Annotated in this window: 13 protein-coding genes, 2 tRNA genes, 3 rRNA genes and 1 pseudogene; 14 read left to right on the top strand and 5 right to left on the bottom strand. The window is 58.6% G+C overall.

The window, feature by feature from the left end:
* Window positions 1-196: pseudogene (locus B059_RS20580) on the bottom strand (IS30 family transposase); the annotation flags it as partial.
* Between the two features lie 87 nt (window positions 197-283).
* Here B059_RS20580 and B059_RS19745 point away from each other — a divergent pair.
* From B059_RS19745 to B059_RS0118005, 4 genes are all read left to right on the top strand, one after another.
* Window positions 284-1,621, top strand: coding sequence for an O-linked N-acetylglucosamine transferase, SPINDLY family protein (locus B059_RS19745; RefSeq protein WP_018079622.1), 1,338 nt, complete (start codon window positions 284-286; stop codon window positions 1,619-1,621).
* A gap of 203 nt (window positions 1,622-1,824) precedes the next feature.
* Entirely contained in the window at window positions 1,825-1,959 is a 135-nt protein-coding gene (locus tag B059_RS21715) for a hypothetical protein (RefSeq protein WP_018079621.1), read from the top strand.
* Window positions 1,960-2,110: 151 nt separating this feature from the next.
* Complete coding sequence (gene relB / locus B059_RS0118010) at window positions 2,111-2,317, top strand: type II toxin-antitoxin system RelB family antitoxin (RefSeq protein ID WP_018079620.1); 207 nt, start codon at window positions 2,111-2,113, stop codon at window positions 2,315-2,317.
* Window positions 2,307-2,576, top strand: coding sequence for a type II toxin-antitoxin system RelE family toxin (locus B059_RS0118005; protein WP_018079619.1), 270 nt, complete (start codon window positions 2,307-2,309; stop codon window positions 2,574-2,576). Before relB ends, B059_RS0118005 begins: the two co-directional genes overlap by 11 nt.
* A gap of 73 nt (window positions 2,577-2,649) precedes the next feature.
* Here the strand turns inward: B059_RS0118005 and B059_RS0118000 are convergent, their stop codons facing one another.
* Window positions 2,650-3,066, bottom strand: coding sequence for an OsmC family protein (locus B059_RS0118000; RefSeq protein ID WP_018079618.1), 417 nt, complete (start codon window positions 3,064-3,066; stop codon window positions 2,650-2,652).
* A 9-nt stretch (window positions 3,067-3,075) separates the two neighbouring features.
* Entirely contained in the window at window positions 3,076-3,837 is a 762-nt protein-coding gene (locus tag B059_RS0117995; RefSeq protein ID WP_026177637.1) for a YdcF family protein, read from the bottom strand.
* A gap of 120 nt (window positions 3,838-3,957) precedes the next feature.
* On the opposite strand from B059_RS0117995, the gene rplM reads away from it, so the two are divergent.
* The 4 genes from rplM to erpA all read left to right on the top strand — a co-directional run bounded on the left by rplM (window position 3,958) and on the right by erpA (window position 6,388).
* Window positions 3,958-4,392 carry a 50S ribosomal protein L13 gene (rplM, locus tag B059_RS0117990; RefSeq protein ID WP_018079616.1) on the top strand — a complete coding sequence of 145 codons (435 nt, stop codon included), beginning with the start codon at window positions 3,958-3,960 and terminating at the stop codon, window positions 4,390-4,392.
* A gap of 9 nt (window positions 4,393-4,401) precedes the next feature.
* Complete coding sequence (gene rpsI, locus B059_RS0117985; RefSeq protein ID WP_018079615.1) at window positions 4,402-4,794, top strand: 30S ribosomal protein S9; 393 nt, start codon at window positions 4,402-4,404, stop codon at window positions 4,792-4,794.
* A 116-nt stretch (window positions 4,795-4,910) separates the two neighbouring features.
* On the top strand, window positions 4,911-5,939 hold the full coding sequence (argC, locus tag B059_RS0117980; RefSeq protein ID WP_018079614.1) for an N-acetyl-gamma-glutamyl-phosphate reductase: 1,029 nt from the start codon (window positions 4,911-4,913) through the stop codon (window positions 5,937-5,939).
* A gap of 98 nt (window positions 5,940-6,037) precedes the next feature.
* Entirely contained in the window at window positions 6,038-6,388 is a 351-nt protein-coding gene (gene erpA, locus B059_RS0117975; RefSeq protein WP_018079613.1) for an iron-sulfur cluster insertion protein ErpA, read from the top strand.
* A 111-nt stretch (window positions 6,389-6,499) separates the two neighbouring features.
* On the opposite strand, the gene B059_RS0117970 is transcribed toward erpA, so the two are convergent.
* Together B059_RS0117970 and B059_RS0117965 are read right to left on the bottom strand one after the other, a co-directional pair.
* The gene (locus tag B059_RS0117970; protein WP_018079612.1) at window positions 6,500-7,603 is read right to left on the bottom strand and encodes an anhydro-N-acetylmuramic acid kinase; all 1,104 of its coding nucleotides are present in this window, start codon (window positions 7,601-7,603) and stop codon (window positions 6,500-6,502) included.
* An 11-nt stretch (window positions 7,604-7,614) separates the two neighbouring features.
* Window positions 7,615-8,931, bottom strand: coding sequence for a M23 family metallopeptidase (locus tag B059_RS0117965; protein WP_018079611.1), 1,317 nt, complete (start codon window positions 8,929-8,931; stop codon window positions 7,615-7,617).
* A 161-nt stretch (window positions 8,932-9,092) separates the two neighbouring features.
* On the opposite strand from B059_RS0117965, the gene tyrS reads away from it, so the two are divergent.
* The 6 genes from tyrS (at window position 9,093) to rrf (ending at window position 15,887) form a co-directional block, all read left to right on the top strand.
* Window positions 9,093-10,283: a tyrosine--tRNA ligase gene (gene tyrS / locus B059_RS0117960; RefSeq protein WP_018079610.1), complete on the top strand. Its 1,191-nt coding sequence runs from the start codon at window positions 9,093-9,095 to the stop codon at window positions 10,281-10,283.
* Between the two features lie 278 nt (window positions 10,284-10,561).
* Window positions 10,562-12,096 (top strand): 16S ribosomal RNA (locus B059_RS0117955).
* A 77-nt stretch (window positions 12,097-12,173) separates the two neighbouring features.
* Window positions 12,174-12,250 (top strand) — tRNA-Ile (locus B059_RS0117950).
* Window positions 12,251-12,332: 82 nt separating this feature from the next.
* Window positions 12,333-12,408: transfer RNA gene (locus B059_RS0117945), tRNA-Ala, on the top strand.
* A gap of 284 nt (window positions 12,409-12,692) precedes the next feature.
* Window positions 12,693-15,578 (top strand): 23S ribosomal RNA (locus B059_RS0117940).
* A 196-nt stretch (window positions 15,579-15,774) separates the two neighbouring features.
* Window positions 15,775-15,887, top strand: a 5S ribosomal RNA gene (rrf, locus tag B059_RS0117935).
* Together the 16S, 23S and 5S rRNA genes with 2 tRNA genes alongside form the textbook arrangement of a ribosomal RNA operon.
* Window positions 15,888-15,947: the final 60 nt, after the last annotated feature.

Raw genomic sequence — 15,947 nt, 5'->3', positions numbered from 1 at the left:
CTAATGTCAGCGTCAAGCTCGATCGGTGTCGTGGCGCCGGGCTTATCCCGCCGGTCTCAGCCAGTATGCGTTGTATGGATGAGTGGTTTCGATCAAACAACTGGGCGATCTGTTGAAGGGACTCCCCTTTCCTCCAACGTTCCCACATCAAGGCTTTCTGGCTTTCCGTGTAATAGATCCGAGGTCTTCGTTTCATCTGCAACACTCCTTCTGCTTACGCAGTCTCTAGTGTGTTGCATCCACCGGTTGAATCCGCCATCTGCTGGCGGACACTCTGCTGGGTGTGGGGCGCCTGGATGAGGCGTTCGAGACCTACCGGCACGGGCTGGCGCTGCATCAGGATGGGGTTTATTCCATGCACAGCAATTATTTGCTGGCGCTCAACTACCGCGCGGAGGACGCGCCCGGGCATCTGCTGGCCGAGGCGCGCGCCTTTGGCGAAAGGGCTGCGCGGCAAGCCCTGCCGTTTGCGCATCACGACAACGAGCCCTGCCCCGATCGGCGGTTGCGCATCGGCCTGGTCTCCGGAGATTTCGGTCAGCATTCCGTGGGGTTTTTTCTGTTGAACACGATCGAAAGTCTCGATCCGGACAAGCTGGAGGTGTTCGCCTATGAAACGTCACAGCGCAAGGACGCGCTCAACGCGCGCCTGCGCCGGTCTGTTCCGTACTGGCGCGACGCCAGTACGGAAAGCATGAGTGACGAGGCGCTCGCGAATCAGATCCGGACGGATGGCATCGACATTCTGATCGATCTGGCGGGCCACACGGCGCGCAATCGCCTGCCGGTGTTCGCATGGAAACCGGCGCCTGTGCAGATGACCTGGCTGGGCTATCTGGGTACGACCGGCCTGAGTGCAATGGACTATATTCTTGCCGATCCCCGGGCATTGCCGGCCGAGGAGGAATCCCAGTTTACCGAAACGCCCTGGCGCTTGCCCGAAACGTATATTTGTTTCTCGCCACCGGATTTACCCGTCGATGTCGAACCCTTGCCTGCCCTGGGCAAGGGTTGTATCACCTTCGGCTGCTTTAACAATCTGAACAAGATCACTGACCACGTGGTGTCTTGTTGGGCGCGCGTTCTGCAGGCAGTGCCGGACGGGCGGTTGTTCCTCAAGACCAGGAATCTGGAGGCGATCGATGTGCGGGACAGGCTTGTTGCACGTTTCGAAAAATACGGGATCACCCCGGATCGCCTGATTCTTGACGGCCAGTTCAAGAGCCATGAAGAACATTTTCGGGCTTACCGCCAGATTGACATTGCCTTGGACCCTTTTCCCTATCCCGGCGTCACCACGACAATGGAGGCGCTCTGGATGGGGGTGCCGGTGCTGTCGATGCGCGGGCGGCGTTTTATCAGCCACCAGGGCGAGACGATCCTGAACAACATCGGTTTGCCGGAATGGATTGCCGCCGACGAAGACGACTATGTGGCAAAAGCGGTGGGGTTTGCCGGCGATACCCGGAATCTGGCCGCGCTCCGATCCGGCTTGCGTGAACGCCTCCTGGCCTCGCCGCTTTGCGATGCGCCACGGTTTGCTCGTAATCTGGACAATGCCTTGCGGGGAATGTGGCGGAAATGGTGCGAACAGCAGCCATCAATCAAGGCGATTGATTGATCAGCCGCAAGGCGTCCCGGTCAGTGAAAATGGGGGCAACCCGGTCATCTTGCAAGTGTTGTGTTTCGTTTCAGGCGTGACGTAATACATCATGTCTGCGGGCAACTTATCGATGAAACCCGCACGATCGCAGAACGGCGTGGTAATGGCTTGTTGCGGCGGGAAGTGTGGGTGAATGAGTAGGGCGCCGCGACCGCAGTGCAGTGAAAAAGGATGTGAGCGCGCTGGAACAAGCGGGGCTTGTCAGTGTGGAAACGTGCATCCATCCCGGGCACGGCAGGATGAAGGAAGTCCGGGCGCTGGCCGAGCATTTCGTGCTGGAGGCGCGAGTAGCGTAGGACCGCATTTCACCCTTTCAATGCGGCGATGCAGCAAATAAATGGGGTCTTTCAGTCTGCCCCCGTTTTCGCTTTGTGGGGAACGCCAAATGGCGGCCGATGCCAAATTCGTTATACTTGTATAACACTTGTGACTCATTGGAGATATTGCATGTTGGCTATCCGGCTGCCCGAATCGATCGAGGCCCGTCTGAACGCGCTGGCGCAGGAAACGGGGCGCGCCAAATCCACGCTTGCCCGCGAGGCCATCCTGGAATACATCGACGATCTAGAAGACTACTATCTGGCGGAAGCGCGTGCCCGCAGGAACCGTAACACGATCCCGCTAGCGGACGTGGAGCGCGAACTTGGCCTTTGAGATCGAGTTCGACCCGGAGGCCATCAAGGACCTGAAGAAACTGGATCGTTCCGTTCAGCAACGCCTGGTCGGTTTTTTGAAAACACGGGTCGCGTCGCTGGACAATCCGAGAGAGATCGGCGAAGCCCTGTCGGGGGCCAAGCTGGGGAATTACTGGAAATACCGCGTGGGTGACTGGCGGATTATCTGCGACATCCAGGATCGTCGCATTGTCGTCCGGGTGCTGCGTATCGGGAACTGTCGAGAAATCTACCGATGAGGCCGCAGGCAAGGCGCGCGGATCCGGCCCAGGCGGACCCGGTTGCAGCGGGCATCCGGCCGCTTACCGGTTGTTATCCTTCCTTCACCTCGAAATCGTGCGTGACCTCGGCCGCCTTGCCAAGCATGATCGAGGCCGAGCAGTATTTCTCGGCGGAGAGCTTCACCGCCTGTTCGACGCGCTTCGGATCGAGTGACTTGCCGCTGACGGTGAAGTGGACATGGATTCTGGTGAAGACCTTGGGGTCGGTTTCGGCGCGGGTGGCGTCGATGTCCGCGACGCAGTCGCTGACCTGCTGGCGGCCCTTTCTCAGGATGTGGACGACGTCGTAGGCGGAGCAGCCGCCGAGACCCAGCAGCAGCATTTCCATCGGACGCACGCCGAGGTTCCTGCCGCCACCTTCGGGCGGGCCGTCCATCACGACGCTGTGGCCGGATTCGCTCTGGCCGACGAAGCTGACGCCTTCGATGAGTTTGACGCGGACTTTCATAGGGTTTCCTCAGGTTCGCAAAGTGCGGAGTTTGTACCACAGAATGCCCAGCCATTCGTGCAGGGCAAAGCTGCTGTCGCGCAAGCCGGCGGGAGTGGGCAGCACGTCGAACACGTCGTCGAGGTCGGTGCTGGCGAACTGGATGCCGGCGGGGACGACTTCGAGGCCCTGCGCTTCGAACAACGGTACGGCGCGGCGCAGGTGCCAGGCGTGGCTGACCAGCGCGATGCGGCGCACGCCGCTTGCCTTGAGCAGCGGCGCGGACAGCCGGGCGTTGTCCCAGGTGGTGAGCGATGCTTCTTCAACCCAGCGGGCGGCAACGCCGAATTCGTCGTGAAGGACCCGCTGCATGATGCGGCCTTCGGCGAGCGCGCCGCCGCCGGGCTTACCGCCGGTGGCAAGAATCGGCAGGCCGCTGGCACGATGCAGAAAGGCCGCGTAGCGCAGACGCTCCAGGCTGATGCCGTTTACAGTGTCGCTGTTGTATTCGCCCGCCGCCAGGCGCCGCCCGCCGCCGAGAACGACGATGGCGTCGGTGTCTTTCAGGGCTTCAAGATCGACCGGACCGCTGATTTCCAGGGTTTTCTGCAGCAGGCCGCCGACCCAGGGGGTGGAGAGGGCATACAACGAGGCGGCGGAGAGCAGGATCAGCGACATGGCGAGACGAGGGCGGCGGCGGTTGAGGATAAGCCCGGCGGCCAGCAGAATCACGAGCGACAGCGGCGGCAGCAGGGCGGTGGCGATCAGGTTGGTCATGAGCCAGGGAGTCATGGCGCGATTGTATGCGGGAGCGGGGCACTGGCCGATTGTTGCGCAGTGTTTGACTTTGCTCCGGGCAGGCGGTTAAAATGCCCGGCTTTCCGAGAATGTCCTCTGTGCAGAGGTTGGGTCATGAAAACCTTTTCCGCTAAAACGCATGAAGTCAAACGCGACTGGTTCGTGGTTGATGCCGATAACAAAGTGCTGGGTCGCCTGGCTTCCGAGATTGCCCGCCGTCTGCGCGGCAAGCACAAGCCCGAGTTCACGCCCCACGTCGATACCGGCGATTACATCGTGGTGGTCAACGCCGGCAAGATGGTCGTGACCGGCAACAAGGGCCTCGACAAGAAATACTATCGCCACTCCGGCTATCCCGGCGGCATCTACGAAACCAGCTTCGACAAGATGCAGGAACGTTTCCCCGGCCGCGCGCTGGAAAAGGCGGTCAAGGGCATGCTGCCCAAGGGCCCGCTCGGCTATGCCATGATCAAGAAAATGAAAATCTACGCGGGCGCGGACCACCCGCACGAGGCTCAACAGCCCAAGCCCCTCGACATCAACGCTTAAGGTCGCATCATGATCGGTAACTACAATTACGGTACGGGACGTCGCAAATCATCGGTTGCCCGGGTGTTCATCAAGGCAGGAAGCGGCAAAATCGTCGTCAACGACAAGCCCGTGGACGAGTATTTCTCCCGCGAAACCGGCCGCATGATCGTACGTCAGCCGCTGGCGCTGACGGACAACCTGAGCCGCTTCGACATCATGGTCAACGTCTCGGGCGGTGGCGAATCGGGCCAGGCTGGCGCGGTGCGCCACGGCATTACCCGTGCGCTGATCGACCTTGACGCCGAAATGAAGCCCACGCTGAAGGCCGCCGGTCTCGTGACCCGCGATGCCCGCGAAGTCGAGCGCAAGAAGGTCGGTTTCCACAAGGCGCGTCGCCGCAAGCAGTTCTCCAAGCGCTGATCCTGTCGGGGTCAGCCGCTTCCGCAGAAAAAGCCGTCCGTTTTCGGGCGGCTTTTTTACGCCCTGCCAGCGGGCGTGTCTTACAATTAGACCATTGTTTGCAAGGACATCACACCATGATCAAAGTCGGTATCGTCGGCGGCACGGGCTACACCGGGGTCGAACTGCTGCGCCTGCTGGCGCGCCATCCGCAGGTGGAACTGAAGGCCATCACCTCGCGCAAGGAAGCCGGGATGCCGGTGGCGGACATGTTTCCCAACCTGCGCGGACGGGTGAAACTGGCATTTTCCACCCCGGAAGAGGCAGGGCTGGAAAATTGCGACGTGGTCTTCTTCGCTACCCCCAACGGCGTGGCGATGCAGCAGACCCGCGCGCTGCTCGACGCTGGGGTCAGGGTGATCGACCTGGCGGCCGACTTCCGCATCAAGGACATCGCGGTGTGGGAGCAGTGGTACAAGATGGAGCACGCCTGCCCCGATCTGGTGGCCGAGGCGGTGTACGGACTGCCGGAACTCAACCGCGACCAGATCCGTGGCGCACGGCTGATCGCCAATCCGGGCTGTTATCCGACCGCGGTGCAACTGGGCTTTCTGCCGTTGCTGGAAGCTGGCGCGGTGGATACCGGCTTTCTCGTGGCGGACGCCAAATCGGGCGTGTCCGGCGCCGGGCGCAAGCCGGAAACCCATATCCTGTTTGCCGAAGCGGCGGACAATTTCAAGGCCTACGCCGTCGGCGGCCATCGCCACTGGCCGGAAATCAAGCAGGGGCTGGAACGTTTCGCCGGCAAACCGGTGGGCTTCACTTTCGTGCCGCACCTGTTGCCGCTGATCCGCGGTATCCACACGACGCTGTATGCGAAGCTGAGCGCCGACATCGATCTGCAAGGCCTGTTCGAGCAGCGCTACGCGGGCGAGGCCTTCGTCGATGTGCTGCCCGCTGGCGCGCACCCGGAAACCCGCTCGGTACGCGGCGCCAACGTGTGCCGCATCGCGGTGCATCGCCCGCAGGGTGGCGACACCGTGGTGGTGCTGTCGGTGATCGACAACCTGGTCAAGGGCGCGGCGGGACAGGCGGTGCAGAACATGAACATTGTGTTTGGTCTGCCCGAAGACACCGCGCTGGCCGACGTGGGGATGCTGCCTTGACGGCTTGCCCGGGAACTCCGCGGCCCTGACAGGGTCTTTGCTTGACGACGGCCGGGTGATGCGGATAATCACCCCACACATTCTCAAGGAGCATCGCCATGAATGCAGTAACCGAAATGGAATCCCCCCTGGTTTTCACCGACAGCGCGGCCAGCAAAGTCAAAAGCCTGATCGATGAAGAAGGCAACCCCGAGTTGAAACTGCGCGTGTTTGTTTCGGGCGGCGGCTGCTCCGGCTTCCAGTACGGCTTCACCTTTGACGAGGCGCAGAATGCCGACGACACCGTGATGGTGAAGAACGGTGTCACCCTGCTGGTCGATTCGATGAGCTTCCAGTATCTGGTGGGCGCCGAGATCGATTACTCGGAAGGCCTGGAAGGCGCGCAGTTCGTGATCAAGAACCCGAACGCCACCACCACCTGCGGCTGCGGCTCGTCGTTCTCGGCGTAAGCGCTTCCTCACCCAATAAAAAAGCGGCTTCGGCCGCTTTTTTATTGGGTGACGCGGCGAACTGCCTTCCTGCAAGGCAGAAGGGGCGCCCCGGCCCGATGGGTGGTGGGTTCAAGCCGGGTAAATCGCGCCCAGAATCCGTTCGCCCCGGGCGCCTGTCACCCCTGGCAGATTGCCCGGTTCGTGATGCAGTGTCTGCCGGGCCAGCCAGGCGAAGGCGAGGGCCTCCACCCAGTCCGGATCAATGCCGAGCGTGGTGGTGGCGCCGACCTTGACCGCCGGGAGCAGGGCGCCAATGCGACCCATCAGCGCGCCATTGTGCGCCCCGCCGCCGCAGACGTAGAGTTCCTGCGTACCGCCGCATTCACGCTTCACAGCATCGGCGAGACTGGCAGCGGTGAATTCGAGCAGGGTGGTCTGCACATCGGCTGGATCGATGGCGCGACCAAGGCGGGAGAGCGTCGCGTCCAGCCAGTCCAGGTTGAATTGCTCGCGCCCGGCACTTTTGGGCGGTGGCTGTTTCAGGTACGCGTGCTGGGTCAGCAGATCCAGGAGTGCGGGGTCGACGCTTCCGCCGGCCGCCCAGGCGCCATCGCGGTCGTATTGGGCGCCGCGGTGCCGCTTGATCCATGCGTCCAGCAGCATGTTGCCGGGACCGGTGTCCCAGCCGCGCACGGGGCCATTTGCCGGTAGATCGGTAATATTGGCGATGCCGCCGATGTTGGCAATGACGCGGTGAGCGCCCGGATGCCGCAGTGCCCGGGCATGAAAGGCGGGTACCAGCGGTGCGCCCTGGCCGCCTGCCGCGATGTCGCGGCTGCGGAAGTCGGCAACAACGGTAATGCCGGTGAGTTCGGCTAGCAGGGCGGCATTGCCGATCTGCAGCGTGTAACCGTCTGCAGGGCGATGGCGCAGGGTCTGGCCATGGCAGCCGATTGCGCGAACGGTGCCGGGCGCGATGCCGTCGAGCAGCCCCTTGACCGCATCGGCATACAGACGCGCAAGCTGATTAGCGGCGATGGCGGTGAGATGAATTTCGTCGGGCTGCGGCGTATGCAGCGCTAGCAACTGCGCGCGCAGGCTGTCGATGTAGGGCAGATAATGGCTGCGGAGAAGGCGGGGCTGGCCCGTGGGGCCTATTCCGGCGAGGACGGCGTCGATGCCGTCGAGACTGGTGCCAGACATGAGACCGACATAGTGTTCGGTCTCATGCATGGGGGGCACACTCAATCGAGTGCGGCGAGGTTGGTGCCGCGCAACAGGGCCAGCTTGTCAGACCAGCTGGCCGTCTGCTGCAGGAAACGCGCACGCTGTGCCACGGCCAGCGGCGGCGAACCCGGCAGCTTGATGGTCATGGGGTTCTGCGGCCGCCCGGCAATGCGTACTTCATAGTGCAGGTGCGGACCGGTGGAGGCGCCGGTCGAGCCGACGTAGGCAATGACCTGGCCCCGGCCGACCGAGCGGCCGGTACGGATGCCCGAAGCGAACGCGCTCAAGTGGGCGTAGTAGGTTTCATAGCCATTGGAATGCCGCAGGATAACCAGGTTGCCATAACCGCCTTTGCGTCCGGCGAACGCGACGGTGGCATCGCCGGTGGCCTTGACCCGGGTGCCGGTGGGCGCGCCGAAGTCGACGCCGGTATGGGCGCGGTGGAAGCCGAATACGGGGTGTTTGCGTGAATTGCTGAAGCTGGACGTGACGCGTGAGAATTCGAGCGGTGAGCGCAGAAAGCCTTTTTTCAGCGACTCGCCCTCGGGGGTGTAATAGTCTTCGCGTCCGAACGGGTCGCGGAACAGCACAGCACGATAGGGTTTGCCGGCATTGACGAATTCGGCTGCCAGCAGTTTGCCGGCGGCAATGGGCTCGCCGTTGCGGTAGTTGACCGTGTAGATGACCGAGAAGGTGTCGCCGTGGCGCATGTCCTCGCGGAAATCCAGGCTGGTGGAGAAGGTTTCGGCCATCTGGTCGGCGATCTTGTCGGGGATGCCTGCGCTATCGGTGGCGCCATACAGCGATGTCAGGATGCGGCCGGAGCGCATTACGACCCGGGTTTCAAGCAGTTCGCTGGCTTCTTCGGCGACGTAGCCGTCGCCCTGGAGGCGCACCGTCAGGGCGGGGGCGTTGCTGCGCTCGAACTGAATGCTTAACAACTGTCCGTCCTGCGCGGTGGCGACCTGGATGCGCTTGCCGGCCCGAATGCTGGATGCCATCTGGCGCACCGCGTCGGCGGTCAGCAAACGCTGGATTTCCAGGTCGTCGATCTGGAGCCGCGACAGCGCGCTGGCGAGGGTATCGCCGGCCTGGATCACGCTTTCGCGTTCGAACGTGCCGACCGCACTGGCGCTGACCGGCGTCGGCAGGGAGATGACTTCGGTGATGGTTGCCGGAACGATGTCGAGTGTGTTGGTGTCCGGTGCCAGGCCGAAAGCGGCAACCACACCGAAAAGCGGCAAGCTGGAGAGTGCAACCAGAGTGCGCAGGCGGAAGCGGCGTTCCGCTCCGCTCATGCGATCGGTTAAGATTCTCAGTTTGGTGAGCGGCATAAACCGTTTCCCTATCCGTAATCGAGCCGGGAGTCTAACACAAATGGCCCCGGGAGGTTTTTATCAATCCAAACAGCAGCTTGTGTGCGTTGGGTGAAGCGGTATTGAGGGTTAACGGCTAGACCTGAACAAACTTGACCCGCTATACAGAGAGGAATTTGATGCAGGACGCCTTGCAGGAAATCAAGCGTGGAGCCGATGAGCTGCTGGTGGAGGCCGAGCTGATCGAGAAGCTGAAAACGGGCCGCCCGCTACGGATCAAGGCGGGATTCGACCCGACTGCGCCCGATCTTCATTTGGGCCACACTGTGTTGCTGAATAAATTGCGCCAGTTTCAGGTGCTGGGGCATCAGGTCATTTTCCTAGTGGGGGATTTCACCGGCATGATCGGCGACCCCACTGGCAAAAACACCACGCGTCCGCCGCTGACTCGCGAGGCGGTAGCCGAAAACGCCAGGACCTATCAGGAACAGGTATTCAAGATCCTCGATCCGGCGCTGACCGAGGTGCGCTTCAATTCCGAATGGATGGAAAGTCTGGGGGCGGCCGGCATGATCCGGCTGGCCGCGACCCATACCGTGGCGCGGATGCTGGAACGTGACGATTTCCATAAGCGTTATACCAGCCAGCAACCGATCGCGATCCATGAGTTTCTGTACCCGCTGATCCAGGGCTACGACTCGGTAGAACTGAAAGCGGACGTCGAGCTGGGAGGCACCGACCAGAAATTCAACCTGCTGATGGGCCGCGAGCTACAAAAACATCACGGTCAGCCGGCGCAGTGCATTTTGACCATGCCATTGCTGGAAGGGTTGGATGGCGTCAACAAGATGTCGAAGTCGCTGGGTAACTACATCGGCATCGATGAACCGCCGCAGGAAATTTTCGGCAAGCTGATGTCGGTGTCCGATGAATTGATGTGGCGCTACATCCGCTTGCTGTCGTTTGAGTCGCTGGCCACCATCACGGACTGGAAGCAGCAGGTCGTCGACGGCGCCAATCCGCGCGACATTAAAGTGCGGTTTGCGCAGGAGATCGTTGCGCGCTTTCATGGAGGGGCGGCGGCGTCCAAGGCTTTGGCGGAGTTTGAAGCGCGTTTCCAGAAAGGCGTGCTGCCGGACGATATGCCGGAAATCAGCCTGCCCGCTGTGGAAGGGGGCCTGCCGGTGCCGCAGCTGTTGAAGCAGGCCGGGCTGGTTGCCAGCACCTCGGATGCCATTCGCCAGATTGCCGGCGGCGGCGTCAGGCTGGACGGAGAACGCGTGACGGATAAGGGCGTGGCGGTGCCGGTGGGGGCGACTGTGGTCGCGCAGGTCGGCAAGCGAAAATTCGCCCGCGTCACGGTTATTTGAAATTAATTTGACGAAAGTGTTGACGGATTATTTTTGCTCTGTAGAATGCGCAGCTTCTCGAAACGCAGCGCGATACGCAAACAGCGCAAAGCACTGCTAATCGATTGATCTTTAACAATTTACAGCCGATAGGTGTGGGTGTTGATGCGGTAGTTGGACTGGTTTTTTATGGTCTGGCAACTAGCATAGATGCTCACACTTGAATCAAGCTCTGTTATTTATTTAGCGGAGCGAGTTTGAGTTGAGCGACAGAAGTATTTGAAGTAATAGCAGGTATTGAACTGAAGAGTTTGATCCTGGCTCAGATTGAACGCTGGCGGAATGCTTTACACATGCAAGTCGAACGGCAGCACGGGTGCTTGCACCTGGTGGCGAGTGGCGAACGGGTGAGTAATGCGTCGGAACGTACCGAGTAATGGGGGATAACGCGGCGAAAGTCGCGCTAATACCGCATACGCCCTGAGGGGGAAAGTGGGGGATCGCAAGACCTCACGTTATTCGAGCGGCCGACGTCTGATTAGCTAGTTGGTGGGGTAATGGCTCACCAAGGCGACGATCAGTAGCGGGTCTGAGAGGATGATCCGTCACACTGGGACTGAGACACGGCCCAGACTCCTACGGGAGGCAGCAGTGGGGAATTTTGGACAATGGGCGAAAGCCTGATCCAGCCATTCCGCGTGAGTGAAGAAGGCCTTCGGGTTGTAAAGCTCTTTCAGCTGGAACGAAACGGTACGCGCTAACATCGTGTGCTAATGACGGTACCAGCAGAAGAAGCACCGGCTAACTACGTGCCAGCAGCCGCGGTAATACGTAGGGTGCGAGCGTTAATCGGAATTACTGGGCGTAAAGCGTGCGCAGGCGGATTATTAAGCAAGACGTGAAATCCCCGGGCTTAACCTGGGAATGGCGTTTTGAACTGGTAGTCTAGAGTGCGTCAGAGGGGGGTGGAATTCCACGTGTAGCAGTGAAATGCGTAGAGATGTGGAGGAACACCAATGGCGAAGGCAGCCCCCTGGGATGACACTGACGCTCATGTACGAAAGCGTGGGTAGCAAACAGGATTAGATACCCTGGTAGTCCACGCCCTAAACGATGTCAACTGGTTGTTGGGGGAGTGAAATCCCTTAGTAACGAAGCTAACGCGTGAAGTTGACCGCCTGGGGAGTACGGTCGCAAGATTAAAACTCAAAGGAATTGACGGGGACCCGCACAAGCGGTGGATGATGTGGATTAATTCGATGCAACGCGAAAAACCTTACCTACCCTTGACATGTCCAGAACCCTGCAGAGATGCGGGGGTGCCCGAAAGGGAATTGGAACACAGGTGCTGCATGGCTGTCGTCAGCTCGTGTCGTGAGATGTTGGGTTAAGTCCCGCAACGAGCGCAACCCTTATCATTAGTTGCTACGCAAGGGCACTCTAATGAGACTGCCGGTGACAAACCGGAGGAAGGTGGGGATGACGTCAAGTCCTCATGGCCCTTATGGGTAGGGCTTCACACGTCATACAATGGTCGGTACAGAGGGTTGCCAAGCCGCGAGGTGGAGCCAATCCCAGAAAGCCGATCGTAGTCCGGATTGTTCTCTGCAACTCGAGAGCATGAAGTCGGAATCGCTAGTAATCGCGGATCAGCATGTCGCGGTGAATACGTTCCCGGGTCTTGTACACACCGCCCGTCACACCATGGGAGTGGAATCTGGCAGAAGTAGGTAGCCTAACCGCAAGGGGGGCGCTTACCACGCTGGGTTTCATGACTGGGGTGAAGTCGTAACAAGGTAGCCGTAGGGGAACCTGCGGCTGGATCACCTCCTTTCTAGAGAAAGCCGCGTCAACACTCACACCTATCGGTTGTTGTTTAGAAATCGTTTCGATTGACGAAACGGTGAAGCCGGGCTTGTAGCTCAGTTGGTTAGAGCACACGCTTGATAAGCGTGGGGTCGGAAGTTCAAGTCTTCCCAGGCCCACCAGTTGAGGGAAGCAAGATGCAGGATACAAGATGCAAGAGAGTAGGTTCTTGATTCTTGGGCCTTGGGTCTTGAATCTGAAAACGGGGGATTAGCTCAGCTGGGAGAGCACCTGCTTTGCAAGCAGGGGGTCGTCGGTTCGATCCCGTCATCCTCCACCAGTCACTAGGAGTTAGGGTCTAGGGGCCAGGGCTGGGATTTGTGTAGTACCTATCAGTGTGAATCGTAAGCAGTGAAGTCGATGACTTTAGTGCTTACGCTTTATGCGTAACGGCTGATCTTTAAAAATTTGGAAGAAGGTGATGCATTTGTGATGAATGCATCAACATGGGTTGAAATTGTATCGACCATTCTGTTGGGCGCCGAGCCTGGTGGAGTGGAAAGCAAACACACCTGTAATGCGAGACTTGATGTGCGCAAGCGTATTGAGTTCTCAAAATTATAGGGTCAAGCGACTAAGTGCATGTGGTGGATGCCTTGGCGACTACAGGCGATGAAGGACGCGTAAGCCTGCGATAAGCTTCGGGGAGCTGGCAATAGAGCTTTGATCCGGAGATTTCCGAATGGGGGAACCCACCCGTAAGGGTACTCCTGGCTGAATACATAGGTCAGGTAGAGCGAACCGAGTGAACTGAAACATCTAAGTAGCTCGAGGAAAAGAAATCAACCGAGATTCCCATAGTAGTGGCGAGCGAATTGGGAAGAGCCTTCATGATTTAGCATTCTTGTTAGTGGAACAGTCTGGAAAGTCTGGCCATAGTGGGTGATAGCCCCGTACGCGAAAACAAGAGTGTGGAACTAGGCATGAGACAAGTAGGGCGGGACACGTGAAATCCTGTCTGAACATGGGGGGACCATCCTCCAAGGCTAAATACTCGTAGTCGACCGATAGTGAACCAGTACCGTGAGGGAAAGGCGAAAAGAACCCCGGGAGGGGAGTGAAATAGATCCTGAAACCGCATGCATACAAACAGTGGGAGCCTCGCAAGGGGTGACTGCGTACCTTTTGTATAATGGGTCAGCGACTTACGTTCCGTTGCGAGCTTAACCGAATAGGGGAGGCGAAGCGAAAGCGAGTCTTAATAGGGCGCATAGTAGCGGGGCGTAGACCCGAAACCGGATGATCTATCCATGGCCAGGATGAAGGTGCGGTAACACGCACTGGAGGTCCGAACCCACTAATGTTGAAAAATTAGGGGATGAGCTGTGGATAGGGGTGAAAGGCTAAACAAATCCGGAGATAGCTGGTTCTCCTCGAAAGCTATTTAGGTAGCGCCTCATGTATCACTCACGGGGGTAGAGCACTGTAATGTTAGTGGGGGCCATTGCGGCTTACTGCGGCATAGCAAACTCCGAATACCGTGAAGTGCGAGCATGGGAGACAGACATCGGGTGCTAACGTCCGGTGTCAAGAGGGAAACAACCCAGACCGACAGCTAAGGTCCCAAATGACGTGCTAAGTGGAAAACGATGTGGGAAGGCATAGACAGCTAGGAAGTTGGCTTAGAAGCAGCCATCCTTTAAAGAAAGCGTAATAGCTCACTAGTCGAGTCGTCCTGCGCGGAAGATGTAACGGGGCTAAGCACGTAACCGAAGCTTCGGATATGCACTTTGTGCATATGGTAGAGGAGCGTTCTGTAAGTCTGCGAAGGTGTCTGGTAATGGATGCTGGAGATATCAGAAGTGCGAATGCTGACATGAGTAGCGATAAAGGGGGTGAAAAGCCCCCTCGCCGAAAACCCAAGGTTTCCTGCGCAACGTTCATCGGCGCAGGGTGAGTCGGCCCCTAAGGTGAGGCAGAGATGCGTAGCTGATGGGAAACGGGTCAAAATTCCCGTACTTTCGTTTACTGCGATGTGGGGACGGAGAAGGTTAGGTGAGCCGGGTGTTGGATGTCCCGGTTTAAGTGAGTAGGCAGATCCCTTAGGCAAATCCGGGGGGTTAATGTCGAGACACGATGACGGTGCTCCATTGGAGCCGAAGTCACTGATACCAAGCTTCCAAGAAAAGCCACTAAGCTTCAGGTAAACGAGAACCGTACCGCAAACCGACACAGGTGGGTAGGATGAGAATTCTAAGGCGCTTGAGAGAACTCGGGTGAAGGAACTCGGCAAATTAGCACCGTAACTTCGGGATAAGGTGCGCCCCGGTAGGTTGTAGTGATTTACTCGCGAAGGCCGATGGGGTTGCAGTGAAATGGTGGCTGCGACTGTTTAATAAAAACACAGCACTCTGCAAACACGAAAGTGGACGTATAGGGTGTGACGCCTGCCCGGTGCCGGAAGGTTAATTGATGGGGTGCAAGCTCTTGATCGAAGCCCCGGTAAACGGCGGCCGTAACTATAACGGTCCTAAGGTAGCGAAATTCCTTGTCGGGTAAGTTCCGACCCGCACGAATGGCGTAACGATGGCCACACTGTCTCCACCCGAGACTCAGCGAAGTTGAAATGTTTGTGAAGATGCAATCTCCCCGCGGCTAGACGGAAAGACCCCATGAACCTTTACTGTAGCTTTGCATTGGACTGTGACGGGACTTGTGTAGGATAGCTGGGAGCCTGTGAAGCGAGGACGCTAGTTCTCGTGGAGGCGACGTTGAAATACCAGCCTGGTGTCGTTGCGGTTCTAACCTAGGTCCCTTATCGGGATCGGGGACCGTGCATGGTGGGCAGTTTGACTGGGGCGGTCTCCTCCCAAAGTGTAACGGAGGAGTACGAAGGTCTTCTAGGTACGGTCGGACATCGTACTGATAGTGCAATGGCATAAGAAGGCTTGACTGCGAGACTGACACGTCGAGCAGGTGCGAAAGCAGGTCATAGTGATCCGGTGGTTCTGTATGGAAGGGCCATCGCTCAACGGATAAAAGGTACTCTGGGGATAACAGGCTGATTCCTCCCAAGAGTTCATATCGACGGGGGAGTTTGGCACCTCGATGTCGGCTCATCACATCCTGGGGCTGTAGCCGGTCCCAAGGGTATGGCTGTTCGCCATTTAAAGTGGTACGTGAGCTGGGTTTAAAACGTCGTGAGACAGTTTGGTCCCTATCTGCCGTGGGCGCTGGATATTTGACGGGGGCTGCTCCTAGTACGAGAGGACCGGAGTGGACGTGCCTCTGGTGTACCGGTTATGACGCCAGTCGTATCGCCGGGTAGCTAAGCACGGAAGAGATAAACGCTGAAAGCATCTAAGCGTGAAACTTGCCTGAAGATAAGATATCCCTTGCACCTTGAGTGCACTGAAGGGTCGTTGAAGACCACAACGTTGATAGGCGGGGTGTGGAAGCGCAGTAATGCGTTAAGCTAACCCGTACTAATTGCCCGTGAGGCTTGATCCTATAATTTTGAGAAGCATGCAGCGTGTGTATGCGATGCGGTCTCAACCCAACAAAACCTTCTTCCAGACGCACCGCGTGATTTGATTCAAGTCAGCGCGGTGTGAACAAGACAGTCGGCTGAGCGGTCGAAAGATCGCAAGGCACCCCGGACAATTCGAATGCGGGATCCAGGAAAACCTCGATCCCCACCCCTTTGTCTGACGACCATAGCAGAGTGGAACCACCCCTTCCCATCCCGAACAGGACGGTGAAACGCTCCCGCGCCAATGATAGTAGGCATTCGCCTGCGAAAGTAGGTCATCGTCAGACTCCTTATCCGTACCAAAAAGGTACAATAAAACCCCCTCATTCAGAGGGGGTTTTTTATTG

Origin of the sequence: Thiobacillus denitrificans DSM 12475 (assembly GCF_000376425.1) — a bacterium.
Classification (GTDB): domain Bacteria; phylum Pseudomonadota; class Gammaproteobacteria; order Burkholderiales; family Thiobacillaceae; genus Thiobacillus; species Thiobacillus denitrificans.
Note: the sequence above shows the minus strand (reverse complement) of the source record. Positions and strands in the feature narration are given on the sequence as shown.

What these genes read in the sequence shown, in the direction of transcription:
- relB (WP_018079620.1), top strand. Translation starts at nt 2,111, where the DNA reads ATGTTGGCTATCCGGCTGCCCGAATCGATCGAGGCCCGTCTGAACGCG.
- B059_RS0118000 (WP_018079618.1), bottom strand. Translation starts at nt 3,066, where the DNA reads ATGAAAGTCCGCGTCAAACTCATCGAAGGCGTCAGCTTCGTCGGCCAG.
- B059_RS0117995 (WP_026177637.1), bottom strand. Translation starts at nt 3,837, where the DNA reads ATGACTCCCTGGCTCATGACCAACCTGATCGCCACCGCCCTGCTGCCG.
- rplM (WP_018079616.1), top strand. Translation starts at nt 3,958, where the DNA reads ATGAAAACCTTTTCCGCTAAAACGCATGAAGTCAAACGCGACTGGTTC.
- rpsI (WP_018079615.1), top strand. Translation starts at nt 4,402, where the DNA reads ATGATCGGTAACTACAATTACGGTACGGGACGTCGCAAATCATCGGTT.
- argC (WP_018079614.1), top strand. Translation starts at nt 4,911, where the DNA reads ATGATCAAAGTCGGTATCGTCGGCGGCACGGGCTACACCGGGGTCGAA.
- erpA (WP_018079613.1), top strand. Translation starts at nt 6,038, where the DNA reads ATGAATGCAGTAACCGAAATGGAATCCCCCCTGGTTTTCACCGACAGC.
- B059_RS0117970 (WP_018079612.1), bottom strand. Translation starts at nt 7,603, where the DNA reads ATGCATGAGACCGAACACTATGTCGGTCTCATGTCTGGCACCAGTCTC.
- B059_RS0117965 (WP_018079611.1), bottom strand. Translation starts at nt 8,931, where the DNA reads ATGCCGCTCACCAAACTGAGAATCTTAACCGATCGCATGAGCGGAGCG.
- tyrS (WP_018079610.1), top strand. Translation starts at nt 9,093, where the DNA reads ATGCAGGACGCCTTGCAGGAAATCAAGCGTGGAGCCGATGAGCTGCTG.